At 71.3% G+C, this 24,669-nt stretch carries 24 protein-coding genes; 9 read left to right on the forward strand and 15 right to left on the reverse strand.

What is annotated here, in order from left to right; genetic code table 11:
- Positions 1–129: 129 nt before the first annotated feature.
- Positions 130–3,030: a DUF6493 family protein gene (locus tag ACFOYY_RS35170; protein ID WP_386195485.1), complete on the forward strand. Its 2,901-nt coding sequence runs from the start codon at positions 130–132 to the stop codon at positions 3,028–3,030.
- Positions 3,031–3,176: 146 nt separating this feature from the next.
- On the opposite strand, the gene ACFOYY_RS35175 is transcribed toward ACFOYY_RS35170, so the two are convergent.
- Complete coding sequence (locus ACFOYY_RS35175) at positions 3,177–4,418, reverse strand: MFS transporter (RefSeq protein ID WP_386195487.1); 1,242 nt, start codon at positions 4,416–4,418, stop codon at positions 3,177–3,179.
- Positions 4,415–4,894 (reverse strand): GNAT family N-acetyltransferase, encoded by a 480-nt coding sequence (locus ACFOYY_RS35180; RefSeq protein WP_362913567.1) that lies wholly within the window; start codon positions 4,892–4,894, stop codon positions 4,415–4,417. Before ACFOYY_RS35180 ends, ACFOYY_RS35175 begins: the two co-directional genes overlap by 4 nt.
- A gap of 26 nt (positions 4,895–4,920) precedes the next feature.
- Between ACFOYY_RS35180 and ACFOYY_RS35185 the strand changes: the two genes are divergently transcribed.
- Positions 4,921–5,598: a CGNR zinc finger domain-containing protein gene (locus tag ACFOYY_RS35185; protein WP_386195489.1), complete on the forward strand. Its 678-nt coding sequence runs from the start codon at positions 4,921–4,923 to the stop codon at positions 5,596–5,598.
- On the opposite strand, the gene ACFOYY_RS35190 is transcribed toward ACFOYY_RS35185, so the two are convergent.
- The 6 genes from ACFOYY_RS35190 to ACFOYY_RS35215 all read right to left on the reverse strand — a co-directional run bounded on the left by ACFOYY_RS35190 (position 5,559) and on the right by ACFOYY_RS35215 (position 9,652).
- Positions 5,559–6,425 (reverse strand): ParB N-terminal domain-containing protein, encoded by an 867-nt coding sequence (locus ACFOYY_RS35190; protein ID WP_386195491.1) that lies wholly within the window; start codon positions 6,423–6,425, stop codon positions 5,559–5,561. The two genes, ACFOYY_RS35185 and ACFOYY_RS35190, sit on opposite strands and share 40 nt — an antisense overlap.
- A 1,275-nt stretch (positions 6,426–7,700) precedes the next feature.
- Complete coding sequence (locus ACFOYY_RS35195) at positions 7,701–7,925, reverse strand: BldC family transcriptional regulator (RefSeq protein ID WP_386195493.1); 225 nt, start codon at positions 7,923–7,925, stop codon at positions 7,701–7,703.
- 12 nt (positions 7,926–7,937) lie between these two features.
- Entirely contained in the window at positions 7,938–8,171 is a 234-nt protein-coding gene (locus ACFOYY_RS35200) for a hypothetical protein (RefSeq protein ID WP_386195495.1), read from the reverse strand.
- Positions 8,172–8,598: 427 nt separating this feature from the next.
- The gene (locus tag ACFOYY_RS35205; protein ID WP_386195497.1) at positions 8,599–8,910 is read right to left on the reverse strand and encodes a hypothetical protein; all 312 of its coding nucleotides are present in this window, start codon (positions 8,908–8,910) and stop codon (positions 8,599–8,601) included.
- A 59-nt stretch (positions 8,911–8,969) separates the two neighbouring features.
- Complete coding sequence (locus tag ACFOYY_RS35210) at positions 8,970–9,431, reverse strand: hypothetical protein (RefSeq protein WP_386195499.1); 462 nt, start codon at positions 9,429–9,431, stop codon at positions 8,970–8,972.
- Positions 9,428–9,652 (reverse strand): hypothetical protein, encoded by a 225-nt coding sequence (locus ACFOYY_RS35215; RefSeq protein WP_386195501.1) that lies wholly within the window; start codon positions 9,650–9,652, stop codon positions 9,428–9,430. Before ACFOYY_RS35215 ends, ACFOYY_RS35210 begins: the two co-directional genes overlap by 4 nt.
- A 926-nt stretch (positions 9,653–10,578) precedes the next feature.
- Between ACFOYY_RS35215 and ACFOYY_RS35220 the strand changes: the two genes are divergently transcribed.
- The 4 genes from ACFOYY_RS35220 (at position 10,579) to ACFOYY_RS35235 (ending at position 12,396) form a co-directional block, all read left to right on the forward strand.
- On the forward strand, positions 10,579–10,824 hold the full coding sequence (locus ACFOYY_RS35220; RefSeq protein WP_386195503.1) for a GntR family transcriptional regulator: 246 nt from the start codon (positions 10,579–10,581) through the stop codon (positions 10,822–10,824).
- 220 nt (positions 10,825–11,044) lie between these two features.
- Positions 11,045–11,869: a helix-turn-helix domain-containing protein gene (locus ACFOYY_RS35225; protein WP_386195505.1), complete on the forward strand. Its 825-nt coding sequence runs from the start codon at positions 11,045–11,047 to the stop codon at positions 11,867–11,869.
- A gap of 2 nt (positions 11,870–11,871) precedes the next feature.
- Positions 11,872–12,078: a DUF397 domain-containing protein gene (locus tag ACFOYY_RS35230; protein WP_386195507.1), complete on the forward strand. Its 207-nt coding sequence runs from the start codon at positions 11,872–11,874 to the stop codon at positions 12,076–12,078.
- A 114-nt stretch (positions 12,079–12,192) separates the two neighbouring features.
- Positions 12,193–12,396, forward strand: a complete 204-nt coding sequence (locus ACFOYY_RS35235; RefSeq protein ID WP_386195509.1) for a DUF397 domain-containing protein — start codon at positions 12,193–12,195, stop codon at positions 12,394–12,396.
- Between the two features lie 56 nt (positions 12,397–12,452).
- Here the strand turns inward: ACFOYY_RS35235 and ACFOYY_RS35240 are convergent, their stop codons facing one another.
- The 6 genes from ACFOYY_RS35240 to ACFOYY_RS35265 are packed head-to-tail and all read right to left on the reverse strand — an operon-like array spanning position 12,453 to position 19,133.
- Complete coding sequence (locus ACFOYY_RS35240; protein WP_386195511.1) at positions 12,453–15,110, reverse strand: fumarate reductase/succinate dehydrogenase flavoprotein subunit; 2,658 nt, start codon at positions 15,108–15,110, stop codon at positions 12,453–12,455.
- A complete protein-coding gene (locus tag ACFOYY_RS35245; protein WP_362913559.1) occupies positions 15,110–15,847 on the reverse strand; it encodes an ABC transporter ATP-binding protein in 738 nt (245 codons plus the stop codon). Before ACFOYY_RS35245 ends, ACFOYY_RS35240 begins: the two co-directional genes overlap by 1 nt.
- On the reverse strand, positions 15,844–16,701 hold the full coding sequence (locus tag ACFOYY_RS35250; RefSeq protein WP_386195513.1) for an ABC transporter permease: 858 nt from the start codon (positions 16,699–16,701) through the stop codon (positions 15,844–15,846). The genes ACFOYY_RS35245 and ACFOYY_RS35250 overlap by 4 nt, the downstream gene beginning before the upstream one ends.
- A complete protein-coding gene (locus ACFOYY_RS35255) occupies positions 16,698–18,143 on the reverse strand; it encodes an ABC transporter substrate-binding protein (RefSeq protein ID WP_386195515.1) in 1,446 nt (481 codons plus the stop codon). Before ACFOYY_RS35255 ends, ACFOYY_RS35250 begins: the two co-directional genes overlap by 4 nt.
- Before the next feature lie 16 nt (positions 18,144–18,159).
- The gene (locus ACFOYY_RS35260) at positions 18,160–18,387 is read right to left on the reverse strand and encodes a 4Fe-4S dicluster domain-containing protein (protein WP_352014431.1); all 228 of its coding nucleotides are present in this window, start codon (positions 18,385–18,387) and stop codon (positions 18,160–18,162) included.
- Complete coding sequence (locus ACFOYY_RS35265) at positions 18,378–19,133, reverse strand: GntR family transcriptional regulator (protein WP_352014432.1); 756 nt, start codon at positions 19,131–19,133, stop codon at positions 18,378–18,380. The genes ACFOYY_RS35260 and ACFOYY_RS35265 overlap by 10 nt, the downstream gene beginning before the upstream one ends.
- Before the next feature lie 164 nt (positions 19,134–19,297).
- On the opposite strand from ACFOYY_RS35265, the gene ACFOYY_RS35270 reads away from it, so the two are divergent.
- A complete protein-coding gene (locus tag ACFOYY_RS35270) occupies positions 19,298–20,173 on the forward strand; it encodes a class II glutamine amidotransferase (protein WP_386195518.1) in 876 nt (291 codons plus the stop codon).
- Positions 20,174–20,177: 4 nt separating this feature from the next.
- On the opposite strand, the gene ACFOYY_RS35275 is transcribed toward ACFOYY_RS35270, so the two are convergent.
- Positions 20,178–21,413 carry a beta-ketoacyl-[acyl-carrier-protein] synthase family protein gene (locus ACFOYY_RS35275; protein ID WP_352014434.1) on the reverse strand — a complete coding sequence of 412 codons (1,236 nt, stop codon included), beginning with the start codon at positions 21,411–21,413 and terminating at the stop codon, positions 20,178–20,180.
- Positions 21,414–21,472: 59 nt separating this feature from the next.
- Here ACFOYY_RS35275 and ACFOYY_RS35280 point away from each other — a divergent pair, with 59 nt between their 5' ends.
- Together ACFOYY_RS35280 and ACFOYY_RS35285 are read left to right on the forward strand one after the other, a co-directional pair.
- Positions 21,473–22,054 carry a TetR/AcrR family transcriptional regulator C-terminal domain-containing protein gene (locus tag ACFOYY_RS35280; protein ID WP_352014435.1) on the forward strand — a complete coding sequence of 194 codons (582 nt, stop codon included), beginning with the start codon at positions 21,473–21,475 and terminating at the stop codon, positions 22,052–22,054.
- 288 nt (positions 22,055–22,342) lie between these two features.
- Positions 22,343–24,658, forward strand: coding sequence for an NACHT domain-containing protein (locus ACFOYY_RS35285; protein ID WP_386195521.1), 2,316 nt, complete (start codon positions 22,343–22,345; stop codon positions 24,656–24,658).
- Positions 24,659–24,669 lie beyond the last annotated feature (11 nt).

A 24,669-nucleotide genomic window follows, 5' to 3' on the forward strand; every position in this document is an offset into this window, starting at 1 on the left:
GCCGGCCTCCGGCTGCGTCGTGTCGAGCGCGTGGGAGACCGAACCGTCGGGAACGCGCCGCACGCCGACTCACCGACGTGGTTTCTCCGGGTGTGCGCGGACCACCAGGATCGTCGTGGAGGGGGCCCGGTGACCGCCTGGCAGGAGGTACGCGACCTCGTCGTCGCGCGCAGGGTCAAGGCGCTGACGGACCGCGTGGCCGTACTGACCGAGGCCGAGCGGGTCGAAGTGGCTCGTCGGCTGCCGGAGCTCCTGGCGGAGCTGCGGGAGAACGCCGAGCGGAAGACCCGTGAGGACTGGCGGGCCCGCCTCCTGGCCGACTACGGCGCGGAGGACGACTGGCCCTCCTGGTTGCGGTCCTCCGCGCAGACGGCCGCCCGTTCGGCGGGGCGCGACGGGCTCGCCGAGTTCGGGACGCCGCTGCGGATCGTCGGCGCGGGCACGATCTCGGGCCCCGCCGCGGCGGTCGCCTGGCTGGCCCGCCGCGAGTTCGCCCCTCGATGGGCGGCGGCGCCGCCCCCGGCAGAGCTGGTCCGCACGCTGGCCACCCGTCCCGCTGCCTGGCAGGCCGACGTGGCGGTCCGGCTCGCCAGGAAGATTCGTACGGCGGACGACCACGTCATCCCGCTGGCGCTGGCGCTGCTGCGGACGTGTGGCGTCGAGCCGCCCAGGCACGACCCGCTCGTGCTCGCCTGGCTCTCCGCCGGGACGGTTGAGGACGACCCGCTGACGGACACGCTGCTTCCCCGGATCTTCGAGGCGGAGGGGGTGGGCCGCGCCCTGCGAGAGGAGCGGCTGACCCCCGCCCCCACCCTGTGGCTCGCCCGGATCCAGTGGCTCCTCAAGGCCGGGAAGGTCTCACGTGAGGAGTTCCTCGACGGCTGTCTGAGCCGTTTCCTGCGGGGTGGCGACGCCGTCGACCTGCGGTTCTTCGTACGGTTGCACGAACTCCTCGCGCCGGAGCCGCACGAGGCCGCCGCCCGGGCGCGTGACTACCTGCGGCTGTTGCCCACCGCTCCCAGCGCGGTCGCCACGCTGGCGCTCGCCCAGGTCCGCCGTACCGGCCCGCACGACGCGGCCGACGTCGCCGAGGCGATCGACGCGCTGGTCTTCCGGCCCGAGGTGAAGCTGGCCGACGCGGGCCTGCGCTGGCTCGACGAGGAGGTACGGCGGGCGCCCGAGCTGGCCGGGGAGACGGCGTCGGCGCTGGCCACGGCATTCGCGCACACCTCCTACCAGGTGCAGCGGCGCGCGGCCCGGATCGCCGTCAAGCGCGCCGCCGCGTTCGGGGGCGGGGCCGCGACGATCACCGACGCCGTTCCGTCACTGCCCGCCGACCTCGGCGCGCAGGTGGCGGCGGTGTTCGGTGGCGAGATCGCGGGGGCGGAGACGCCCGAGGCGTTCGCCCCCGCGGCGTTGCCCGCCGTCGAGGAGCCCGACCCCTTCCCCGCCCCCTCGCTGGACGACCCCCACGGCGGCTGGGTGGGGTGCGAGCGGTGGCTGGCCGCCTTCGTCGGGCAGGCCGGGGGTGACCGTACGGCCCTGCGCGAGCGGCTGGCGGCCTTCTCCCCCCTGGACGACGAGACGGGACCGTGGCTCGACGCCTCCTCCTGGATCACCGCCCTCGCCAGGGAGGTCGTCGCCTCCGGCAGCGACCCCGGGGTGCCGGAGCCCGCACCGGTCGATCCCCTGGCCGGTACGGGCTTCTCGGTGACGCACGCCGCCACCGACGAGGACGAGTTCCTGCCCAGGGACTGGCGGGATGAGATCTTCCGCCGGGTCGCGGAGCTCGGGGTCTTCGCGCAGAGGCTGCTCATGCCCTCGCCGGACCGGGCCGAACCGCGCTTCGGCCTGAGCCTTCTCCCAGCGAAGTACCGCACGCGGAACCGGTTGCCCGACCCCCGGAACGTCTCGGGGCCGCACATGTTCCTGCTGCGCCGGTTCGCTGAGCTGTACGACGCGCTGCGGAAGGGCGCGCTGCCGCCCGTTCTGCTGGCGACGCCCACGTCGATGACCGGGCATCTCGCGCCCGACGTGCTGGTCGAACGGCTGGAGGTCTGCGCGGCGGCGGGGGTCGAACCGCTGCCCGCCGACCTGTGGCAGGCGTTGCTGCGGCTGCCGAGGGGGCGCCGCGCCGAGGCGGCGGAGCGTGCCGCGCGGGTCGGGTCGCGGGCGGCGGAGGCCGTCGCCGCCTGGTTGGCCGGGGGCGGCCTGTCCGACCCCGAGACGGGTGTGAAGTGGGGATACGTCAGGAACGCGCGTGAGCGCGTCTTCGACGACGACGAGCTGACGCGCTCCCCGAACATCCGGCTGATACCGGTGCTGCGCGCCGAGCCGACCGGGCACGACCTCGTCGACGAACTGCTCGGCGAGCCGTCGCGGTGGTACCGGGAGGGGTACGGCCAGGCCATGGAGTGGTGGCCCGCGATCCTGCCGTCGCACCGGGAGGTCGTCGCCGTCAACTACCTGCCCCACCTGCTCTACCAGTGGGACCGTCCGGGGGTGTACCCGCCGCATCTCGTGGCCCTGACCCAGGCGGACGGCCCCGCCGGGGAGGCGACCGCGCTCGTCCTGGCCTACTTCCTGGCCGCCGAACGCCCGGAGGCCGTACAGGCGTTGCTGCGGATGGCGGCCAGGGGGGATCTGCCCGGTGCGGCGGTCGGCCGTCAGCTGGCGTACCTGATCCGCCGCGCCTGGTTCGAGACCCGTCCGGTGCTGGCCGCCCTCACCGAGGCCGTCCACCAGGGCGCGCACAGGCAGGTCTGGGAGATCCTCATGACCATGACGCCGATGCTGTTGCCGGGCAAGGGGGAACGGCCGACCGTCGTCCACTCCGAGCTGGTGGCCCTCACCGCCGACGTGGCGTCCTGGACCGGGGCCAAGGGTGAGATCCCGGAGGTCTCGTCCCACGCGGCGCGGGGCGGCAGGAGCCGTTTCGTCCGTGAGTGCACCCGGCTGCGCGACCTGCTGGCCCCCGAGAAGACCGAGAAGGCCGGGAAGACCGAGAAGGCCGGGCAAGGGGCCGGCTGATGTACGGAGGTCGCGCCCGGCGTCGCCGTCACCGAGTCGGTCCCGGCCATGCGCCTGGGACGTGTGCGGCGACGCGTCGGGCCTCCTCGCTCCGGCATGCGCTCACCAACGGCCGGATCCGCCGGTTCCGGCCGCCGGAAAGACCGTCAGTGACCCGAGACCTCGTTCGTGTCCTGCTCTCGTACGGCTTCCGCCGGGCCGTACCGTCGAGGCCGGCGGTGCCCGGAGGCCGTGGCCGGCAGGGTGACGGCGGTCAGCGCGGACAGCAGCAGCCAGGGCGCCGTGAAGCCGCCGGTCAGGTCCTTGACCAGGCCGAGGGCGGGCGGCGCCAGGACGACGGCGATCTGGTTGGCGGCCATGGCCGCGCCGAGGACGAAGCCCGTCCTGCCCGGGGGCGCCGATTCGGCCACGTGGGCGACCCATGGGCCGTACCAGCCGATTCCGAAGAAGCCGAGCCAGACGAACACCAGGCAGGCCGCCACGGACGAACGCCCCACCGGGGTGGCCAGCGCCGACATCCCCACGGTCACGGCGGCCACGCAGGTCAGGACGCAGGTGTGATGTCCGGATCGGCCTCGGTCGCTCCAGGCCGCCAGGCAGACGCGACCGGCGACCCCCGCACCCTGGACCGCCACCAGGGCCAGGGCCGCCGGGCCCGCTTCGAGGGCCGTCACCTCGTGGAGGTACAGCGCGGTCAGGACGCCGATCCCGCTGTGCACCGAGACCAGGCTCATCCCGGAAACAACGGTCCTCACCATGGCCGGTTCGCGGAGCATCCGTGACCGCGATCCGAGCGAGCCGCCCGGAGGACCGGGGAGAGGCCGCGCGGGCGGCCTGCGGTAGAGGGTCACGAAGGCGACGGCGCCCAGCAGCGCGACGAGCGCACCGGCCGTGAGCGCCGCCCGCAGGCCGAGTTCGGCGGCGAGGGCGGGCAGCGTGGCCGCGGCGAGCACACCGCCCAGCGGCAGGCCCGCCTGGCGGATCCCCATCGCCAGCCCCCGCTGGGACGTGTCGAACCAGGACGCCACCGACTTGCTGCCCCCGGGCTGGACGGTGCTGTATCCGGCGCCGACGACCAGCAGGACGAGGAGCAGGGACTCATACGTCCGCGTCGTGCCACCCACCCCCAGGCTCACGGCGACGACGCAGGCGCCCGCCCCGACGACCCAGCGCTCGTCGTGGCGGTCCAGCAGCTCCCCGGCGACCAGCAGCCCGACCAGGGGGGCCAGTTGCGCCGCCGAGAGCAGCAGGCCGAGCTGGGCCGTGCTCAGGCCGAGGTCGCGTTGCAGGTGGACACCCATCGCCCCGATGCCCTGCACGAAGAATCCTGAGGCGGCCTGGGTGAAGGTGGCGACGCCGAGGACGACCCACCGGTACCGCTCCCTCACGGGCGCCAGCACAGCGCGGGGTCGGGATGGTCGAAGAAGCCGAGTTCCCGGTAGAGCGGCTCGCCCTCGCGGGAGCCGTACAGGTCGACCCGGACGGCGTCGCTCTCCCTGAACCAGTCGAGCAGGCCCCGCATGATCGCGCGGCTGTGGCCACGTCGGCGATACGCCGGATCGGTGACCACGCCGATCACGTGTCCGATGCGGCCGTTGCGCGAGTGCGGGCCGGGAAACCACTGCTCGACGGTGCCGATGCCGCAGGCGGCGAGGCCTTCGTGGCCGTCCACGACGAGGATTCGCGCGTCGTCCCGCGTCAGTTTCTCCTTCAGGACCGCGGCGAGGGCCGTCCGCCATTCGTCGCCCGCCGACGAGGGGTTGAAGAAGTCTCCGCCGAGGTCTCCGAACAGCAGCGCCCGCAGGCGGACGAGTTCGGCGATGTCGTCCTGGGACGCCTGGCGCACGCCGGTGTGATGTGTCATATGGACAAGGGTGATGTAATGGTCTTGTGCACCTCAACCCTTACGGCGGAGACGCCGTGAACCTCGCCGCGGATCTGGCCAACCGGCGCCCGGCGACCGCCGAGGAGCTCGCGGACCGCTGCGAGGCCGCCGGACTCGTACTGGAACACCCGGTCACACCGCAGGACGTGGACCGCGTCCACGCCGTACTCGACGCGTGGGAGAAGGTCGTCGACGCCACCGACGAGCACGAACGCGCCGAACTGGTCAACCGCATGCTGGCCGGGTCCGCCGCCTACCCACGGCTGACCGACCACGCGGGCAGCGGCTGGCACCTGCACTACCGCGACGACCAGCGGTCGCTCGGCGCCGTGCTGTTCGCGCTCATCTCCGTGGGCACCGCGCTGCATCTGGTCGGGCGGGGAATGCACCGGCTCCGGCGGTGCGCCGTGGCCGAGTGCGCCACGGTCTTCGCCGACACCTCCCGTACCGGGCGGCAGCGTTACTGCTCCCAGCAGTGCGCCAACCGTGACGCGGTTCGCCGGCACCGCGCGGGCCGCGCCGCCGAGAGCACCACCGGGGACGCCACCGAGGGCACCGTTGGGGGCACAACCGAGGGCGCCGTCCTACGGGAGCCCGTACGCGTCCCCCTCGACCGGCACGCCCAGGACCGGCGGGAGTCCGGTCAGCTTTCCCGGGGTCTGGGCCGCGCCGTCCGCCGCTGAAGGTTCTCGGCGAACCTCTCCCACACGGCGGCGTTCTCCATGGCCACCTGGCAGACCAGGCCGACGCAGTACTCCGGGACGACGCCGACCAGCCACTCCGAGGACTGGGCGAGCGCGGCGTTGGCGCTGAGCAGGCGGAGGAGGTGCCGGCCGCGTTCCGCGGACCGGAGGGAGGGGTCCTTCATCAGGATGTTCAGGGGCGACCTCCGGCGCTGGTCGCGCCCGGGTTCGGACGCCGAAGGCCGGCGCGACCCGGGCGGCGTCCTCTCCGGCGCCCGCGGGCGCAGTGCCCTCGGCAGGGGGTCCTCCCCGCGTCGCAGCCGGTCGCGGACGTCCCGCACCGTGCCCGGTGAGATCCCCACCTGCTGCGCGATCCTCCGCAGGGAGGCCTGCGGCTCCTTGACGATCAGTTCGGCGGCGCGCATCCGGCCGGCGGAGCCGTCCAGCGGGCGTGTCCGGCCGTCACGCCCCAGCCGGGCCTTCGGCTGCGCGTCCTGCGGGAGTACGGTGCGGCGGATGTCCGCCACCTTCCGCGCGGACAGGCCTGAGATCCTGGCTATCGCCCTGTCCGACCAGTGTGGGTGCGAGCGGAGGATACGGGCCGCCGCCGCGACGCGGTCCCCCGTGGAGAGCGGGAGGCCGTGCGCCGTGTTCTCCTTGACGGCCACCACGAAGGCGTCGTGTTCGTCGCCTTCGAAGAACCGCACACGAATGGTCTCCTCACCGCGTACGACCGCCGCCTGTAGCCGGTGCATCCCGTCGATGACCCGCATGGTCTCCCGGTGCACGATCACCGGAGGCAACGTGTCCTCCGTACCGGAGAGCATGCGTATGTGCTGGGCGTTCTCCCCGAGGCGCCGTGGGGAGTCAGCGGGAAGCAGCGAACCGACGGGGACCGTCTCAACCGCGGAAAGCTCGGGCTGATAGCCCTCTCTCGTGTGGGCGCCGTCTGACGACGACGTCTCTCCGGCCTGAACAGCCAATTCTCTTCTCCCTCGGCGAAGGGTGCCCTTTCTCCGTTCCTGGACCAGGTCGTCCGACACGCCGATCACGCGTTCCGGTGTCGCGCGCTCCGAAAGAAGGAATGCCCCACCACCGCTTTACCGATATCTCGTTTCCGCGGGCGTCACGGCCGATAAATCGCCGACGGCCGCACTCTTCTCATGGAATACCGCCACAGAGGCGCCGACCGGTCGACGGAGACGGCGACCCGGCCCCGTCAGCGGCACACCCCGGAAACCTCCGGCACGACGGGCGGAGGAAGAACACGTTCTGAACGAATATCGACACGACCGTTAACGCCCCGCCCGGAGCCCGTTTCGGCCCGACACGGGCCGTTCTCTCTTTCAGCGCCCCAGGGCTGCGAAAGACGACCCCCCACTCCCCGAGACATGAAGACCACACGGGCCGACCGGAACAGATTGACCTGGTAAAACATTCACCCTGTTGATATCGCAAAACAATATGTCACCCTCAAGAGTGACTGTCAACTATTGTCAGACAGGTAATCGCGACCTCTGCCGCTTCGATCCTCCCGTCAACCGCTTATTCACACGGACGGTGGCGACGATGCTCCCGCCCCCTCCGTGAAAGGGACTTCTGTCCCGTTCGCGAATCGACACGACGCCCGGCCGGGAAAATACCGCCCACTCCCCGCCCTGTTGACACCCGAACAATGCCGCACGACCCGAAGAGACCACGGTCGTACGGCACCCGCCACCTCCGGAAAGGCCGAGAAGTTCTATGCGCTGAGAACGCCTCACATTTCACCGGTCCGACCGTCGTCGAAACCCGGTGAATTCCCCGCGTGGGCCCCGGGTCTCAGATCCCCGCTCCGTCCGTGAGACAGCCGGAGCACCCCGTCCGGGCCCTTCGCCGAGGACCCGGGGAGCGGTCAGGCGGGCGTAGGCGCGGACGTCGGCGTCCGGGTCGGACAGTACGGCCCGCAGCGCCTCGGTCACCTCCGGCCTCGCGCGTGTCGAAACCGGGGTCGTCGGCGAGCGTCTCCAGGGCGGCGGACGGTTTGCCGACGGCACCCAGGCCGACGGCCACCGCTCCGCCGACAGGCGCACGTCCGCCAGGAGACCGCCGAAAGGTGACGGTCAAGGTGAGGCGTTGAGAAGGGCGTTGATATCGCTCTGGCGGTAGCGGCGTTGCCTGCTGGGGGTCCTGACCGAGGGGATGCGCCCGGTCAGCGCCCACCGATTCACCGTCTTGGGATCGACTCCGAAGATGCGGGCCACTTCGCCGGGGGTGAGGAGGCGTTCGGTGGTGTCGGGCCCGGTGGAGAAGGTGCCGTCCGGGGCGACGGCTTTGAGGGGGGACATGGGGGTTCTCCTTCAGTAGCGGAGCATGTGCAGGATCTGGTCATGCCGGGCCAGCGCGCGGGCGAGCCGGCGCAGGGTCGTACGGCCGAGGGCGTCCCGGGCTCCGGCTCTGCGCTGGTCGGGGCGTAGCGGTTCGTACCGGATGGCCCACCAATGGGGTAGGCCGGGCAGATCGTGTTGTTCGTACCGCCAGCCGGGGTGGGTGCTGATGAGCAGGTCGATCAACCGTCGTTCGTCGTCGGTCATGGTCTTCCCGGTTCGGAGGGCGGACAGGAACACGCTTCGCTCGGGCCGGGGTTTCCGAGGTCTTTCGACCCGGGTCGTGAGGTCCGGGACCTTCGTTCGAGCCGACCTTTCGAGGGCCTTCGTTCTGGCCACGAAGCCCGGAGTTCGGGGCCTTTTCGTGGGGCAGGTGCCCGGCCCCGAGCCGGGGAGCACTTGGCCGGGCACCCTGGAGGAGAACCGGCCCCACGTGCTCGGGGCCGGTGCGCCAGACGACTCCCTCTTCCCCGGCACGCCCATCTGTCCCGGCGTGCGTGGGAACCGTCTGCGAAGGTGTGCGGTCCAGACCCCTCCCGCCTGGACCGCACGCTCATGGGGTGCGGAGGGGTGCGGTCCAGACCCCTCCCGCCTGGACCGCACGCTCAAGGGGTACGGCGAGCCGCCGTACCGGCTATGGGGAGCGCAGCAACCTGCGCAACGCCGTAGACCGACCAGGCGCGATGGCCTGACCAGGGCATACGGCCTGAACGACCCGGGCGGCCCGGGTCCGAAGCGCGCGGGCGACGGCCACGGCCTGGATGCTCGGCGGCACCACCGGAGGTGCCTGGGCGGTCAGCTTGCGCTCCAGCTCCTCGACCGACCCGGCCCGCACCAGCAGCACGTCATTGAGGTACGGCCTGCCGGACAGGACACTCCGATAGGCGCTCCACAGGCCGGACCGTGAGCTGTGGAAGACCAGCCAGTCAGGATGAGCCCGTCGCAAGCTGTCGCAACTGGGATGTGCGACACCGCCCACTGGACGCGGCGGTCCGACGAACGGCATCATGCCGCCCTCCCACCCGGCGAACGCCCTCCGGCGGACACCACTCCCTCACCCGGCGAAGACCGTCCCCCGGCGGACGCCGTTTCCCCATCAGGCGAACCCCGCACCCCGGAGGGCGCCTCGTCCCGCACCCCGGAGGGCGAACGACCGGCCCCACGCCGCCTGCGCCGAACCGGCACCGGAGAAGGCCGCGACGCGGGCGCCGCCAGCCGAATCGCCCGGATCATCTCCGCCTCCCGCATCCGCTCCTCCAACCCCTCACCCGTGGGGTCCTCCACGATCACCGGCCGAGGACCGTCCCAGGCGGCCACCGCGTAGAAGGACCGTCGCCCCAGGCTGTAGAGCACCGTCCAATCGGCCCATGCCAGATCGATCCGCTCGGCCTCCGCCCGCGCGGGCCCGTCCCAGACCCGCCGATACACCGGCGCGTACGGCTGGCCGTCACGGTGACGTCCCGTCACGAGGTGACCTCCTCGACCAGAGCGGCAACGCGGGCCTTCTCCTCCTGCTCCGCGATGACGGCCTGAATCTCTTCGAAGGTGTCGGCGTCCACCGCCGACTCCGCTCCGGCCCGTACGGCGGCGTGGGGGAAGAGACGGTTGCGGAAGGCCCAGAAGCGGCCCGCGTCGCTGACGAGCAACCGCCAGCCCGGGACCACCGGGCGACTTGGGGTGTTGTGCATGATCTGGACCTCCGTGATCCGATCAGAGGCTCTTACCGACGAGGTGCTCGCCAGACGGGCCTGCCCTGCGGGACAAGAAAGAAGCCGCGCGCCGTACGACACAGCCGAGAACCGGAGCCCATGAACACCAGACCGACAGGTCCTACGAACTTGGGGAACGCGACATCGGTCTCCACGTCGCGGCGGCCCGCCGCTCGCAGGCCGGACACCGGAATGGCCGGACTGGTGCACCCTCGTCCAGATGACCCCCGACCGAGGAACCCGAGGAAACGGACGCCGAACCCGCCTGGGCAGCGGCGCCTGAGTAGGCCGTATCGGCGTGACAGGCACCAAATCCGGAACCACACCCGGGTCATCCACAGGAACCGACCCAAGATCCGACTCCACAGCACCGTCCGGTACGGCCGTCGCGGCCGGGGCCATCGCGGGCGCCTCAGGATCGGGGTCGGGCTCGGGACGCCGCTGGGCGGGCACCAGCGGAATCACCTCGGCGGGCGTCACCTCCACCGGAGGCCGGGGAGCGGGAAGAATCTGCGGCCCGTACTCACGACGGGCCTGAAGACGGGCGTTCATCAACAGCCCGGACGGCTGCACATACTCGTGCCCGTCCTGGTGTGGGCATCCGTGGGCATAGGGGGCATGCCCACACTGGGCACATCCCATGGGCAGCGGAACGGCACCGCCGAAACAAGCGCACGTGTCCGGGCCGGAGGCCGGGGCACTACTCTTGCTCACGTCAGGAGTTACCTTCCTGATCAAGGACCTGTTCCGGCGGCGCAACGCCGGGCAGGTCCGTTTTTTACGCTTCGGGTGTTTTGATCGCTTGTACGTTCGACTTCTTATCTGCACTCGTATCTACTCATGTAGATCCGTTACTAGCCGTAGCCATATGACACGGCGCGTGGATGCATCTCTACGTTCGTCTCGTGCATGACTACGAGCCCGATCGCCCGATCTGGATTCAGGTGGTCGAGATCCTGGAAAGCAGGATCCACAGCGGGGAGTACCAGCCTCGACACCTGGTCCCATCAGAGGCGCAGATGGTGCAGGAGTTCGGCATCGCCAGGACCACGGCACGCAAGGTGGTGGCCTACCTCCGCGATCAGGGGCTGGTCTACACGGTCCCCCAGATCGGAACCTTCGTCAGTTACCCCGGCCGAGAGGGTGGCTGAAGTGTGCTTGTCTCCCCCGATGCTCGGCTTTCCTTCGTCAGGGGAGAACGTCTGACACCCCAGACGCACGGCTGGCGGGGGTCGATCCGTGCGTTTCTGTCATGATGACCTCACTCACTGTGTCGGTGTTCCTGGTCTATAGTGCACTCGCAAGTTGCGAGCACGCAAGGAAAATTGCCAATCAAGTCATTCATCTTCTGCAGCACCCTGGGGCGCCTTGATGAGTCCGACCGTGCGGCATCGCCGCCTGAGCCGTGAGCTGCAACAACTTCGTGAGCAGGCGGGCCTCTCGCCCGATGAGGCGGCACGCCAGCTCAACTGGAGCCGCTCCAAGATGAGTCGTGTCGAGAATGCCCGACTCCTGTTGAATACAGGGGATATCGCCAATGCCTGTGACCTGTATGGAGCAGATTCCGCGACGAAGGCCAACCTGATTCAACTCGGCAAAGACGCTCGTCGACGAGGCTGGTGGATGTCCTACAAGGACGTGTTCAACGGCAACTACGTCGCACTGGAAGCTGAAGCAACAACCATCAGAACTTGGGAACCACTGTTGATCCCTGGCTTACTTCAGAGTGACGGATACGCCCGGTCGATCATCAAGGCGGCGCGACCACAATTGAGTGAGGACGAGGTGAACCGGCGAGTAGACGCTCGCATGACCAGGAAGGTTCGTCTTCTTGGAGAGCAAGCTCCAGTGTTCCATGCGATCGTGGACGAATACGCGCTCGTCCATCCCGTTGGCCCGGCAGGCGTCATGACGCGTCAGCTCGATGAGCTGTGCCAGATCGCCAAGTGGCAGCACGCCATCATCCAAGTTCTTCCGATGCGGACCAACGAGCACGTAGGGATGGAGGGCGCGTTTTCCGTGCTCTCTTTCGAGGAAGAAGATCCAGATGTTGGCTATGTCGGTTGTCCTGGTGGGGAGATCTACATCGAGGCAGCCGACCAGGTGAGAGACCTTAAGGTGATATTCGAGCGCCTCGCAGAGCTGGCGCTACCTCCCCAGGAGTCCGCGGCCTTCATCGCCGCAGTCAAGGAGTGATCATGTCTGCTTCCCCCCTAATCAGTGCGGTCTTCCGAAAGTCCAGCCTTAGCGGAGGTGGTGACAACTGTGTGGAGGTCGCCACCAACCTCCCTGGCCTGGTCGCCGTCCGTGACAGCAAGGACCCCTCCGGACCCGCCCTGGCGTTCACCCCCGCCCAGTGGCGCTCGTTCATCGGCCGCGTGAACACCGGCGCCTTCGACGCCTGACCGCTCACCTTCTCGCAAGCCTCTGGCGCTGACACGGCGTCAGGGGCTTGCGCGTGTCAAAGGACACTCACACAGTGAGGATCAGGAACCCTTCAGACGAAGGCGAGGAAGGCCATGTCCCCCAACCTGACCGGCGCCGAGTTCCGCAAGTCCACCCTCAGCGGCACCCACGACAACTGCGTAGAGGTCGCCACCAACCTCCCCAACCTGGTCGCCGTCCGCGACAGCAAGGACCCCTCCGGACCCGCCCTGGCCTTCACCCCCACCCAGTGGCGCTCGTTCATCGGCCACGTGAACACCGGCACCTTCGACGCCTGACCGCTCGCCCTTCCTTCGAGGCCCCGGCACCGTACGGCGCCGGGGCCTCGCGCGTGTCAGGCGGGCAGGGCCCGGCGGGCGTAGGCGCGGACGTCGGCGTCCGGGTCGGACAGTACGGCCCGCAGCGCCTCGGCCACCTCCGGCCGCGCGCTCCAGGGGGTCAGCGCGAGGACGACGGCCTTGCGCACGTCGAGGTTGGGGTCGGTCGCGGCCTCGGTGAGGAGGGGCACCGCGACCTCGGGGCCGGACGCGCCCAGGCAGCGGACCGCCCCCACCCGCACCTGCCAGGCCGCGTCCCCCAGCCCCCGTACGGCCGCCGCCGTCAGCGGGGAGCCGGTGGCGCCGGACGATTCGAGGGCGGCGGCCCTGACGAGCGGGTCGGGGTCGTCGGCGAGCGTCTCCAGGGCGGCGGACGGTTCGCCGACGGTGCCCAGGCCGACGGCCACCCGGACACGGACCTCCCGGGAGGCGTCTCCGGCCGCCTCGGCCACCAGGCCGGACGCGTCGAGGGAGACCAGGCCGCGGATGGCCTCGATGCGCACCCGGTGGTCGGCGTCCCCGATGGCCGCCGTGAAGACCTCGGCGTCGCCCAGCCGCAGGGCGCGCAGCACGTCGAGCGCGCTCGCCCTGACCACGGCGTCGGGGCTGTCCGCCCGGCCGACCAGGCCCGCGCCGAGCGCGGCGTCGGCGGGCAGCACCTCGACGAGTTCCCGCAGGCCGTTGGCGGCGGCCCGCCGTACCATGCCGTGGTCGTCGGCCAGGGCGGCGACCAGCGCCTGACCGGCGCCGTCGGGCACGGTCTCGGTGAGCACCGCGATGGCCGCCCGGCGCACCTTGGGGTCGGGGTCGGCGAGGTAGGGGGTGAGCCGTTCGACCGGTGGCTGCTCCTCGGCGAGCCGGTGCAGTTCCAGGATGCGGGGCGAGCGGCCGACGGCGGTCCCGGCCGAGCGGGTCTCCACGGCCGTGCGCACCGGGGCGCTGGTGTGGGCGCCGATGAGCACGGGCTCGGCCTGGACCGGCTGGAACTCCTCGACGGGCACGATGTACGGCTCGACGGGACGCTTGACGAACTCCATGGCGCCGTCGGACCGGCGGCGCAGGTTCAGGTGGAACAGCCAGCCCTCGTCGTCGCGTTCCGGCAGGTCGGCGCGGTCGTGGTAGAGGCCCCAGCGGCTCTCGGTGCGCACCAGGGAGGAACGGGCGGCCATCTCGGCGCAGTCGCGGATGAAGTCCACCTCGACGCAGCGCATCAGCTCGTGCGGGGTGTGCGCGCCCATCGCGGCGATCTCCTGGCGCATCCGTTCGAAGGACTCAAGCGCGATCTCCAGCTTGGCGCCTGTCTTGGGCGGGGCGACGTAGTCGTTGACGAAGCGGCGCAGCTTGTACTCCACCTGCGGCTGCGGCGGCCCCTCGGGGTTGCGCAGCGGCCGGTAGACGAGTTCGTGCGCGGCGGCGACCTGGTCCTCGGGGAGCGTCGCGGGGACCCGGTGGCCGGCGGCGGCGTGCGCCCCGGCGAGGTCGCCGAAGACGAAGGCGCCGATCATGTAGTTGTGCGGGACGCACGCCAGGTCTCCGGCGGCGTACAGGCCGGGGACGGTGGTGGCGCCGTTCTCGTCCACCCAGACGCCGGAGGCGGAGTGGCCGCCGCACAGGCCGATCTCGGAGATGTGCATCTCCACGTCGTGGGTGCGGTAGTCGTGGCCCCGCCCGGCGTGGAAGGTGCCCCGGGTCGGCCGTTCCGTCGAGTGCAGGATGGTCTCCAGGGCCGAGACGCTCTCCTCGGGCAGGTGGGTGAGTTTGAGGTAGATGGGGCCGCGGGCGGAGTCGATCTCGGAGGCGACCTCGGCCATCATCTGCCCCGACCAGTAGTCGGAGTCGACGAACCGGTCGCCCTTCCCGTTCACCTGGTACCCGCCGAACGGGTTGGCCACATACGCGCAGGCGGGGCCGTTGTAGTCCTTGATCAACGGGTTGATCTGGAAGCACTCGATGCCGCTCAGCTCGGCCCCGGCGTGGTAGGCCATGGCGTAGCCGTCCCCGGCGTTGGCCGGGTTCTCGTAGGTGCCGTAGAGGTAGCCGCTTGCGGGCAGGCCGAGCCGCCCGCAGGCGCCGGTGGCCAGGATGACCGCCCCGGCCCGTACGACGACGAACCTTCCGCTGCGGGTGTCGAACCCGGCGACGCCGACCGCCCTGCCGCCCTCGGTCAGGACGCGCACCGGCATGACCCGGTTCTCGATCCTGACCCTCTCCCTGATGTCGCGGCGGCGCAGCACCCGGTAGAGGACCTTCTTGACGTCCTTGCCCTCGGGCATGGGCAGCACGTAGCTGCCCGAACGGTGCACCCGGCGGACGGCGTAGTCGCCGTACTCGTCCTTCTCGAACTTCACGCCGTAGCCTTCGAGCCTGCGGACCATGTCGTGGCCACGGGTCGCGGTCTGGTGGACGGTCCGCTGGTTGACGATGCCGTCGTTGGCCCTGGTGATCTCGGCGACGTAGTCCTCGGGGGTCGCCTTGCCGGGGATGACGGCGTTGTTGACCCCGTCCATGCCCATGGCCAGGGCGCCGCTGTGCCGTACGTGGGCCTTCTCCAGCAGCAGCACCCGGGCGCCGCGCTCGGCAGCGGTGATCGCAGCCATCGTGCCCGCGGTGCCGCCGCCGACGACGAGCACCTCGCACACCAGTTCGAGACGGTCCGTGACCGGGGGAATCTCCACTACAGCTCCTTCAGGATGCGTTCGCGCAGGGCCGCCCTGGGCCCGCCCCGCGTCTCCAGGACGGTCTTGACCCCGGTACGGCCGAGCACCGCGACGCGGTCGGCCAGCAGCAGCGCCTCGTCCACGTCGTGGGTGACGAAGACGACCGTCGCCGAGGTGTCGCGCAGCACGTCCAGCAGCAGGCGTTGCATGTCGGCCCTGGTCTGGGCGTCCAGGGCGCCGAAAGGTTCGTCCATCAGCACCGCGCGCGGCGCGCCGACCAGGGCGCGGGCCAGCTGCACCCGCTGGCGCATGCCGCCGGACAGCTCCCTGGGCAGCCGCTGTGCGGCCTCGGCCAGGCCGACCCGGTCGATCCACTCGGTGGCGGCCCGCGCCCGTTCCCGCCGGGGGACCCCCCTGATGGCCAGCGGCAGTTCGACGTTGCGCCGTACGGTGCGCCACGGCAGCAGGCCGTCGTCCTGGAAGACCATGGCGCGCTCGGCGCCGGGGCCGGTGACCGGTTCGTCCCCGGCCAGGACACGTCCCTCCCAGGCGGGCAGCAGCCCCGCGAGGGCGCGCAGCAGCGTGGACTTGCCCGAGCCCGAGGCCCCGACGACCACCATGACCTCGCCGGGCGCGACGTCGAGGACGACGTCGCGCAGCACGGCCGTCCCGCCGTAGCCGAACCCGGCCCCGTCGAGCCGGAACGAAAGCCCGGTACGGCCCGCGCCCACGGTGATCCCGCTGGTGAGTGTCACGTCCCGCTCCCTTCCCCACGCGGCAGCCAGCGGGTGACGCGTCTGCCGACCAGTTCGACGACGGAGGAGGTCAGCCAGCCCAGGGCGCCGATGGTGACCATCCCGACGATCACCCCGGGGTAGTCGACGATCGTGTAGGCGTGCCAGGTCCGGTAGCCGACCCCGAACTCACCGGAGATCATCTCCGCGGAGATCACGCAGATCCACGCCACCCCCATGCCGACCGAGAGGCCGCCGAAGACGCCGGGCAGGGTGCCGGGCAGCACGACGTTCCACAGCACGTGGCGACGGCTCCCGCCGAGCGTCCTGACCGCGTCCTCCCACAACGTGGGCAACGCCCGTACGGCGTGCCGGGTGCTGACCATGACGGGGAAGAAGGCGGCGGTGAAGGTGATGAACACGATGCCCTGCTCGTCGGTGGGGAACAGCAGGATCGCGATGGGCACCAGGGCGATGGCGGGGATGGGCCGTACGGCCTCAAGGAGCGGCAGCAGCACGTCGCCCGCGCGGCGGGAGCGGGCGATCAGCACGCCGACGGTGATCCCGGCGACGGCGGCCAGCGCGAAGCCGGTGAGGATGCGGATGAGGCTCTGCAGCAGGTCGAGGTAGTACAGCCGGGTCGTGAGCTGGGTGGCGAAGCGCGCGGCGACCTCACCGGGCCCCGGCAGCCGGTCGAACCTCAGCCACAGCCGGGCGTCGGTCGCGGTGAGCGCCTGCCAGAGCCCGGCCGCCACCAGCAGGCAGCCGATCCTGGTCGCCCACCGCGCGGCCGGGTGACCCTGGGAACGCCCGCGCCGTACGGCGGGGCGGGTCACCGGGCGGTCCTGGACGCTCTGGCGCGCGGGGCCGGTCACCGGGACGCCCTGAGGACGGCTTTGAGGGCGTCGTCGTAGGTGACGGCCTCGGTGCCGGGGTGGGCGTCACGGTAGGCCCTGGCGCCGTCCTCGGTGGTGAAGGGCAGGAACTCGGCGTTCCTCCCGCCGTCGGGGTCCCTGACCCAGACGGCCCGGTCGGCGAACCAGCGGGTCCCGGTGGCCGTGTCGGGGACGTAGGCGGCGCGGACCTTCGCGGTGCCCGCCCCGGCGATCTGCCGCAACAGGCAGGTGGGCGTCGCGGCGGGCCGGGTGGTGTCCTGGCCGGACAGCCACAGCTCGGAGGCGGTCGCCGGGTCCTTGACGGGGACGTCGCAGACGGGGTCGGTGCCGGTGATCGCGGCGGGGTTGACGGTCGAGGCGAGGTCGGTCTCGTAGGCCGGGCCGTACGCCCTGCGGAGGTAGGTGTCGTTGACGAACGTCGTGACGTCCACCCCGGAGAAGCCGTCGCCGATGCGTCTGAGGTAGGGCACGTCGTGCTCGTGGGCGGCCCTGAGTCGCGGCTTCAGGGTGGCGTCGAAGGTGGAGATGCCGTTGGGGCCGTTGTAGAGGTAGACGACCTCGGGGGGAAGTCCCGTCTGGCCGGCCACGGTCAGCGCGGCCTGGAGCGGGTGTTCGTGCAGGTAGCGGGTGGCGTCGAGCTGCGCCTTGAGGAAGGCGTCCACGACCTCGGGGTGCTCCTTGGCGTAGGCCTGGCGCAGCACGACGCCGTGGAAGGTCGGCACGTCCAGGGCTGCGCCGTCGTAGAGCAGGCGCGCCTTGTCCTGGAAGACCAGCAGGCCGGGCCAGGCGACGAACTGGGCGTAGCCCTGGACTCCGCCTGACTCCAGCGCCGAGGCGCCGACCGGGGGTTGCTGGTTGACGGTCTCCACGCCGGTCGCCGGGTCGATGCCCGCCTTCTCCAGCGCCTGGACCAGGGTGCCGTGCCCGGCGGAGCCGACGCTCGCGGAGATCTTCCTTCCCTTGAGGTCGGCCAGCGTCCTGGCGGGCGAGTCCTTGGCGACGACGACCATGTTGAGCGCGCCGCGCAGGTTGTAGCCGGTGATGGAGACCAGTTCGGTGCGGGCCGAGGGGGTCTGCTGGGTGCGGGAGGCGTTGATCAGCAACGGGTAGTCGCCCATCGAGCCGATGTCGATCTTCCCGGCCACCATCTTGGCGGTGATCGGGGCGCCGGTGTCGTGGTCCTGCCACTCGACGGTGTAACGGTCGCCGAGCCTCTTCTCCAGGTAGCCGAGCGAGCGCAGCAGCGTCCCGGCGGTCACGGTGTTGATCGTCTTCGACTGGTAGCCGACGACGAGGTGGATCTTCCCGTCCCCGGAGAAGCCGGAGGAGCCGGAGCCGTCGGAGCCACCGGCACCGGCGACCGAGCAGCCGGAGAGCAGGAGCGTCAGGGCGGCCAGCGCCGCCGTACGGAGAGGTCTCATCTGACGGTCAGGTCCTTCAGCGCAGCAGGTAGGGGATGTTGATGGTGACCGCGTCCACGGGACAGCGGGCGGCGCAGGGGCCGCAGTACCAGCACTCGTCGACGTACATGTAGGCCTTGCCGGTCTCGTCGCTGATGGCGAGGGAGTCCAGCGGGCAGGCCTCGACGCAGAGCGTGCAGCCGTCGATGCACAGGGATTCGTCGATGGTCACCGGGACCTCGACGCGCTGGTTGATCAGGGGCATGTGTCCTCCTCCCGGCCGCGGTGCAGGTGGCCGCGCATGGTCAGGCGGTCCCCGCGGAAGCGGACGTACTCCAGGTCGACGGGGCGTCCGTCCGACAGGTGGGTGAGCCGCTCGATCATGAGCAGGGCGGCTCCGCGTGGGGCGTCGAGCACGGCGGCGGTGTGGGCGTCGGCGTTGACGGCCTCCATGGTCAGCTCCGCCGTACCGAGGGGCTGGCCGGTGACGCGTTCGAGCAGCACGAAGATGTCGTTGCCTTCGAGGTCGGCGTCGAACAGCGGTTCGCCGACGTCGCGGACGAGGTAGGTCAGGTCGAGGGAGAGCGGCAGGCCGTTGAGGCTGCGCAGCCGTTCGAGGTAGACGACCTGCTCCCCGGCGGCGAGGCCGAGCCTGCGTCCGACGGCGGCGGGCGGGGCGATGAGGCTCATCGTGCGGACCTCGTTGGTGACCCGGCCGTGCTCGTGGAGGGTCTCGGCGAGGCCGAGGAGCCGGTGCAGGTCGTGGGGGTACTTCTCGGCGGCGACCGTGGTGCCGACGCCGGGGCAGCGTTCGACGAGCCCCTCGCCGCGCAGCAGGTCCAGGGCCTCGCGGATGGCGTTGCGCGAGGTCCCGAACTCGCGGGCGAGCGCGGCTTCGAGCGGGAGCCGCCCGGCGCCGTACCCGCCGTGCACGATCTCCCGCCGCAGCAGGTCGGCCACCTGTCTGGCCCGGTCGGCCCTGCTCCGGGACGCCACCGTTGCCGCTCTCACGCGGCCGTCGGACTGTCTCACAGGAAAAGCCTATTAAATGAGTAGGGAAAATGGCATAACGGTCGGATTGCGCCACCCAGGGCACTTCCCCACCTGGACTTTCACCGCCGACCGGGCAAGATCTGCCATGCCCGGGGAAGGTCTCCTGAGAGAAGGGGGGCGGGATGTGCCGTCTGTTCGGGATGACCAGCGCGCCGCAACGGACCCGCGCCACGTTCTGGCTGCTCGACGCCCCCGACAGCCTCAGCGTCCAGGGGCACCGCGACCCCGACGGCACCGGTCTCGGCTACTTCGAGGAGGACGGCGAGCCGCAGGTGCGCAAGGAGCCCGTCGCCGCCTACGCCGACCGGCGCTTCGCCGAGGAGGCCAGGACCGTGCGCTCGGCCACCTTCGTGGCCCACATCAGGTTCGCCTCGACCGGCGGCCTCGACGTCCGCAACACCCACCCCTTCGCGCAGGACGGACGGCTGTTCGCGCACAACGGGGTCGTCGAGGGCCTCGACCTGCTCGACGAGCACCTCGGCGACGCGCGCTCACTGGTCAAGGGGGAGACCGACTCGGAACGGGTGTTCGCCCTGGTCACCAAGGAGATCAGGGCGAACGGCGGGGACGTGGCCGCCGGGCTCGGCCGGGCCGTGCGATGGATCGCCGGACACCTGCCGCTGTACGCGCTCAACCTCGTCCTCGCCACCCCCGGCGGGCTGTGGGCGCTGCGCTACCCGGACACCCACGAGCTGTACGTGCTCGAACGCGCCCCCGGCGGCAGGCACGGCGACCGGCACCTCGACCACACGGGAACCGGCGGACGCATCCGGGTGCACTCCGGCGACCTGTCGCGGGCGCCCGCGCTCGTCGTGGCCAGCGAGCGGATGGACGACAACCCCGGCTGGCGGCTGATGGAGCCCGGCGAGCTCCTGCACAACGGCCCCGATCTGGGCCTCGTCCGTACGGCGCTGCTGACCGATCCCCCGGCGCACCCGCTGACCCTGGCCGACCTGCGCCCCGACGCCGCCGCCTCCCAGCGCGCCGGGGTCCGCTGACCGGTCAGGGAGCGGTGAAGAGCAGGGAGACGTTCTGGCCGCCGAACCCGAAGGAGTTGCACACCGCCGCGCCGAGGTGCTGCTTGCGGGGTTCGCCGCTGACGACCTCAAGCTCGACCTCGGGGTCCTTGCTGTCGAGGTTGAGGGTGGGCGGGATGACGCTGTTGGCGACCGACAGCAGGGTGACGATGGCCTCGACCGCACCGGCCGCGCCGACGAGGTGGCCGAGGCTGGACTTGGGCGCGGTGAGGACGACGTCGTTCCCGAGCGCCCGCTGGATCGCGGCCGCCTCGCCCACGTCTCCCACGACGGTGGACGTCGCGTGGCAGTTGACGTGGTCGACGTCCTCCGGCCGGAGCCCGGCGGAGGAGACGGCCCTGAGGATCGCCTGGGTCTGGCCCGCGCCCGTCGGGTCGGGGCCGGTGATGTGATGGGCGTCCGAGGTGATGCCGAAGCCCGCCAACCGGCCGATCGGGCGGGCGCCCCGCGCGGCCGCGAAGTCCGCCCGCTCCAGGACCATGACACCGGCGCCCTCGCCGAGCACGAAGCCGTCACGGTCGACGTCGAACGGCCGTGAGGCGCGCTCGGGGGCGTCGTTGCGCTTCGACAGCGTGCGAACCTGGGCGAAACCGGCGATGGTCAACGGCGTGATGGCGGCCTCCGTGCCACCGGCGATGACGACGTCGGCCTCGCCGGACCGGATGAGCCTGGCGGCGAACGCGAGGGCCTCGGCACCCGACGCGCACGCGGAGACGGGTGTGTACACGCCGGCTCTGGCGCCGTACTCCAGGCTGATCCAGGCGGCCGGGCCGTTCGGCATCAGCATGGGGACGGCGAGCGGGGCGATCCGCTGGGGCCCCTTCTCCTCTATCAGGTCGTCCTGCTCCAGGAGGGTGCCGATGCCCGCGATGCCGGTGCCGACCACCACCGCGAGACGGTCGGGATCGACCTCGGGCATGGCGGCGTCGGCCCAGGCCTGCCGCGCGGCGACGAGTACGGCCTGCTGGCAGCGGTCCATCCGCCGGGCCGTGACGCGGGGCAGCACCTCGTCGGGGGAGACGGCCATCGGGGCGGCGATCCGCACCGGCAGGTCGTCGGCGTGGGCGAAGGGCGCCACGAGGTCGTCGATCCGCCGGATGCCGGAGCGCCCGGCGAGGAGCCCCTCCCACAGTGAGTCGACGTCCCCACCGAGAGGCGTGGTCGCCCCGAGACCGGTGACGACGACGTCCTGAACGCTCATGCTGATCCCCTCGATGTTCCGGCTTGCTCTGGCATAGTTGTATCGCATACAAATACAGCATGCCCACGAGCGACCCTCCCCGGAGCCGGGGCCGCCGCACCCGCGCGCAGCTTCTCGACCAGGCCGTGGCGCTCTTCGCCGAGCACCCCTTCGGCTCGGTGAGCGTGGCCGAGATCGCGGCGGCGGCCGGCGCGCACCCGAACCAGATCACCTACTACTTCGGGTCCAAGGACGCCCTGTTCGTCCACGCGGCGTTCCTGATGCTGCTCCGCGACGCCGAACGGCTGGAGCCGGTCGGGCACCGGCAGCGCACGCCCAGGGCGTTCCGTGAGGCGATGGCCCGCACCGCGCTGGCGCTGCCCGCCGTACCGGTCGCCGTGCAGGCCATGTCGACGACGCGGCTCAGGCCCGAGCTGCGGCCGGTGGCGCAGCACAACCTCACCCTGCTGTTCCGGCTGGCGGAGCGCTACCTCACCGTGGTGCTCGACCGCCACGGCTGGGTCGTCGACCGTCCCGCCGCCGTCGAGGCGCGCACCTTCTGGAGCGCCGTCCTCGGGGCCCGGCTGATCTCGGAGTCCGGTTTCGGCGGTCGCTCAAGCGACATCGACCTCGCCGGGGTTCTGACGGTCCACGAGAAGTAGAAGTCCCACCATTCCCACAAAACCCGATATTTCCGGATTATCGGGAAAAATGACACTCGCCGGAGGGGACGCCGCAAATCCCCGGACGTGGAATCCCGCACAGACCCGGTAGAGCCACGGAAAGGCACCCACACCGCCCGCCGACCAGGCGAAACCCCCAGCACGCCCGGGAAGGCCCCCACAAATCCACGACCGGCCAGGACAGAACGGGAAAAACTCCTTGAATCAGGGTTGGCCACCTGATTCCATTAGCGGCAGATTCCGTACGGGGCCGGCCAAGGAGTGGGAATGGTCCCCAAAAGGCGATCGTGGGCCAGAAGGATCTTCATAGCGGTCTTCTCCCTGGTGTGCGGGTCCGCCGTCCTCATCTCAGTGTTGATCTTCTTCGTCAGGCAGGACCAGGCGGCCGGGTGGGGCGCCGTCCTGGGAGTGCTCACGGCGGCGGCCGGCCTGCTCCTGTCCCAGCTCGAACGCTTCTTCGGGCCTCGGGCCGGTGGCTCCTCGCCGAAGTCCGAGGCGGACGCGCTGCTCAAGGTCGCCGACCAGCTGGCCGTGGCGGTGCGTGAGCAGTGGGAGGCGGAGGCGGCCCTGCGCAGGCTCAACGACCCCTGGCCGCTGAACGTCAGCTGGACCAAGGAGGAGGAGCTCACCGACCCCATCTACGCGCTGCCCGCCGCCAGGGCCGGGGACGCGCGGGCCGCCCGCGCCGACGTGCCCCTGGACGGCGACCTCGCCCAGGTCGCCGACTTCTTCGAGAGCCTGCCCGGCGGACGGCTGGTGATCCTCGGGCCGCTCGGCTCCGGCAAGTCGGTCCTGGCCCTGACCCTCCTGCTCGAACTGCTGGAACGCCGCGTGCCCGGGCGGCCCGTCCCGGTCCTGATCCCGCTGAACAGGTGGAACCCGGCCGAGATCCCGCTGGAGGAGTGGCTGGCCGACCAGCTGGCGACGAACTACCAGCTCGGCTCACCCCGGCACCGGGACGCGCGGGAGCTCGCCAGGCGCCTGTTGCACGACAACCTGGTCCTGCCGATCCTGGACGGCCTGGACGAACTCGCCGAGCCCACCCGGCCCCAGGCGATCACCGACGTCAACGGCTGGCTGGGGCGGGACCGCCAGATCGTCCTGACGAGCAGGACGAACGAGTACCGCGCCGCCGTACTGGCCGGCGACGCCGTCACCCGTGGGGCGGCCGTCGTGCTGCAGCCCCTCGGCTGCGCGAGGGTCGAGGAGTATCTCCGGGGGGCCACGGCGAGGCCCCGCGTGCGCCGCTGGGACCCGGTGTTCGCCGAGATGCGGGACAACCCCGACGGGCCGGTCGCCACGGCGCTGCGCACGCCGCTCATGGTGACGCTGGCACGTGCGATCTACGGTGATCGGCCGGGGGACGCGGCGATCCTGCTCCAGCCGCGTCTCGCCACGGCCGGACTGGTCGAGGAGCACCTGCTCGGCGAGCTCATCCGGGCCGCCTACCCCGACGAACGACGTGGCCCGCAGGCCGGCGACGTCCAGGTCTGGCTGACCTTCCTCGCCCGCAACCTGAGCGGCCGGGACCGGCCGGACATCGCGTGGTGGCACCTGGAGACCGCGGCCCCGGCGGCCGTCGTGCACGCCCCGGCCGCCGTCGCCGGAGCGTGTGTCGTGGGCTTCGTCTTCGGCCCCGTCGCCGCCGTCGTCTTCGCCGTCGCCGTACTCCTCCTGGCGGGCGACCGCCGTACCGAACGGTGGAGCCTTGAGGGGATCCTGAAGGGGCCGATGAACGCCTGGCTGCGCGGGCTGCGGGAGTCCGGGACGCGGGGCGGGCTCCTCACGCCCCTCATCGGCCTGAACGAGAAGACGCCCCTCGAACGGAGGCTGGCGCTGGGCGCGGGCCGCGTCCTGGGCATGGTGACGGGGCTGATCCAGGGATTCGTGGTCTACCAGACGGGCGGCCTGTACCGGGCGGTCGCCGAGGGGGTCGGCCTCGGCCTCGCGGTCGGCCTCGCCGACGGATACCTGACCATCTCGACCCGGTCCGAGCCGAGCGAGGTCAGGTTCGCCTCCCGCCGGGGCGCCGTGGCGTTCGTCCGCCACGTCGCCATCGGGTGTGTCACCGGCGTCGGGGTCGGGGTGACGGCCTGGGCGATCTCGGCGTCGTGGTTCGGCGTGCTCGTCGGCATCCTGGTCGGCCTCGCGTTCGGGGTGATCGACGGGCTGAACATCTGGCTGGACGTGTCGACCGACGTCACCCTCGCGCTGAGCCCGCGCTCGACCCGGCGTGCCGAACGGCTCGCGGCCCTCGCCCGCAGTCTCACGCTGTTCACCACGATCTCCGTCACCACGGGCATCGCCTACACGTTCGCGTACGGCGTCCGGGCGGCCGTGCTCCCGGCGACGGTCTTCGGGCTCGGGTACGCGCTCGCCGACCACCTCATGGGGCTGACGACGTCGGTGTGGGGCCGTTACGCGGTGGCGAAGGCGTGGCTCGCCCTGCGGGGCAGGCTGCCGTGGCGGTTCATGGACTTCCTGGACGACACCCACCGGCGTGGTCTCCTGCGCCGGGTGGGCGCCGTCTACCAGTTCCGCCATGTGAGGTTCCAGGAGTACCTCCTGACGTGGCACAACTAGAGACGGGTGAG

This window comes from Streptosporangium jomthongense, assembly GCF_042650425.1.
Lineage (GTDB): Bacteria > Actinomycetota > Actinomycetes > Streptosporangiales > Streptosporangiaceae > Streptosporangium.

Excerpts from the sequence above, each read along its gene's own strand:
- ACFOYY_RS35180 (WP_362913567.1), bottom strand. The coding sequence starts at position 4,894 with ATGACACATCACACCGGCGTGCGCCAGGCGTCCCAGGACGACATCGCC.
- ACFOYY_RS35190 (WP_386195491.1), bottom strand. The coding sequence starts at position 6,425 with ATGCTCTCCGGTACGGAGGACACGTTGCCTCCGGTGATCGTGCACCGG.
- ACFOYY_RS35195 (WP_386195493.1), bottom strand. The coding sequence starts at position 7,925 with ATGTCCCCCCTCAAAGCCGTCGCCCCGGACGGCACCTTCTCCACCGGG.
- ACFOYY_RS35200 (WP_386195495.1), bottom strand. The coding sequence starts at position 8,171 with ATGACCGACGACGAACGACGGTTGATCGACCTGCTCATCAGCACCCAC.
- ACFOYY_RS35215 (WP_386195501.1), bottom strand. The coding sequence starts at position 9,652 with ATGCACAACACCCCAAGTCGCCCGGTGGTCCCGGGCTGGCGGTTGCTC.
- ACFOYY_RS35225 (WP_386195505.1), top strand. The coding sequence starts at position 11,045 with ATGAGTCCGACCGTGCGGCATCGCCGCCTGAGCCGTGAGCTGCAACAA.
- ACFOYY_RS35230 (WP_386195507.1), top strand. The coding sequence starts at position 11,872 with ATGTCTGCTTCCCCCCTAATCAGTGCGGTCTTCCGAAAGTCCAGCCTT.
- ACFOYY_RS35235 (WP_386195509.1), top strand. The coding sequence starts at position 12,193 with ATGTCCCCCAACCTGACCGGCGCCGAGTTCCGCAAGTCCACCCTCAGC.
- ACFOYY_RS35255 (WP_386195515.1), bottom strand. The coding sequence starts at position 18,143 with ATGAGACCTCTCCGTACGGCGGCGCTGGCCGCCCTGACGCTCCTGCTC.
- ACFOYY_RS35260 (WP_352014431.1), bottom strand. The coding sequence starts at position 18,387 with ATGCCCCTGATCAACCAGCGCGTCGAGGTCCCGGTGACCATCGACGAA.
- ACFOYY_RS35270 (WP_386195518.1), top strand. The coding sequence starts at position 19,298 with ATGTGCCGTCTGTTCGGGATGACCAGCGCGCCGCAACGGACCCGCGCC.
- ACFOYY_RS35275 (WP_352014434.1), bottom strand. The coding sequence starts at position 21,413 with ATGAGCGTTCAGGACGTCGTCGTCACCGGTCTCGGGGCGACCACGCCT.
- ACFOYY_RS35280 (WP_352014435.1), top strand. The coding sequence starts at position 21,473 with ATGCCCACGAGCGACCCTCCCCGGAGCCGGGGCCGCCGCACCCGCGCG.
- ACFOYY_RS35285 (WP_386195521.1), top strand. The coding sequence starts at position 22,343 with ATGGTCCCCAAAAGGCGATCGTGGGCCAGAAGGATCTTCATAGCGGTC.